General features: G+C 55.0%; 1 rRNA gene. It reads right to left on the bottom strand.

From position 1 onward, the window contains the following. Positions 1–11: 11 nt before the first annotated feature. A 16S ribosomal RNA gene (locus ERD80_RS03445) occupies positions 12–1553 on the bottom strand. Positions 1554–1555: the final 2 nt, after the last annotated feature.

Genomic DNA, 1555 nt, shown 5'->3' with positions numbered 1-1555 from the left:
GTATCTTCAGGTAAGGAGGTGATCCAACCGCAGGTTCCCCTACGGTTACCTTGTTACGACTTCACCCCAGTCATGAATCACAAAGTGGTAAGCGCCCTCCCGAAGGTTAAGCTACCTACTTCTTTTGCAACCCACTCCCATGGTGTGACGGGCGGTGTGTACAAGGCCCGGGAACGTATTCACCGTAGCATTCTGATCTACGATTACTAGCGATTCCGACTTCATGGAGTCGAGTTGCAGACTCCAATCCGGACTACGACGCACTTTATGAGGTCCGCTTGCTCTCGCGAGGTCGCTTCTCTTTGTATGCGCCATTGTAGCACGTGTGTAGCCCTGGCCGTAAGGGCCATGATGACTTGACGTCATCCCCACCTTCCTCCGGTTTATCACCGGCAGTCTCCTTTGAGTTCCCGGCCGAGCCGCTGGCAACAAAGGATAAGGGTTGCGCTCGTTGCGGGACTTAACCCAACATTTCACAACACGAGCTGACGACAGCCATGCAGCACCTGTCTCAGAGTTCCCGAAGGCACCAAAGCATCTCTGCTAAGTTCTCTGGATGTCAAGGCCAGGTAAGGTTCTTCGCGTTGCATCGAATTAAACCACATGCTCCACCGCTTGTGCGGGCCCCCGTCAATTCATTTGAGTTTTAACCTTGCGGCCGTACTCCCCAGGCGGTCGACTTAACGCGTTAGCTCCGGAAGCCACGCCTCAAGGGCACAACCTCCAAGTCGACATCGTTTACGGCGTGGACTACCAGGGTATCTAATCCTGTTTGCTCCCCACGCTTTCGCACCTGAGCGTCAGTCTTCGTCCAGGGGGCCGCCTTCGCCACCGGTATTCCTCCAGATCTCTACGCATTTCACCGCTACACCTGGAATTCTACCCCCCTCTACGAGACTCAAGCCTGCCAGTTTCAAATGCAGTTCCCAGGTTAAGCCCGGGGATTTCACATCTGACTTAACAGACCGCCTGCGTGCGCTTTACGCCCAGTAATTCCGATTAACGCTTGCACCCTCCGTATTACCGCGGCTGCTGGCACGGAGTTAGCCGGTGCTTCTTCTGCGGGTAACGTCAATCGGCAAGGTTATTAACCTCACCGCCTTCCTCCCCGCTGAAAGTACTTTACAACCCGAAGGCCTTCTTCATACACGCGGCATGGCTGCATCAGGCTTGCGCCCATTGTGCAATATTCCCCACTGCTGCCTCCCGTAGGAGTCTGGACCGTGTCTCAGTTCCAGTGTGGCTGGTCATCCTCTCAGACCAGCTAGGGATCGTCGCCTAGGTGAGCCATTACCCCACCTACTAGCTAATCCCATCTGGGCACATCCGATGGTGTGAGGCCCGAAGGTCCCCCACTTTGGTCTCGCGACGTTATGCGGTATTAGCTACCGTTTCCAGTAGTTATCCCCCTCCATCGGGCAGTTTCCCAGACATTACTCACCCGTCCGCCACTCGCCACCCAAAGAGCAAGCTCTTCTGTGCTGCCGTTCGACTTGCATGTGTTAGGCCTGCCGCCAGCGTTCAATCTGAGCCATGATCAAACTCTTCAATTTAA

This window comes from Pantoea sp. R102 (genome assembly GCF_004916815.1).
Classification (GTDB): domain Bacteria; phylum Pseudomonadota; class Gammaproteobacteria; order Enterobacterales; family Enterobacteriaceae; genus Pantoea; species Pantoea dispersa.
Note: the sequence above shows the minus strand (reverse complement) of the source record. Positions and strands in the feature narration are given on the sequence as shown.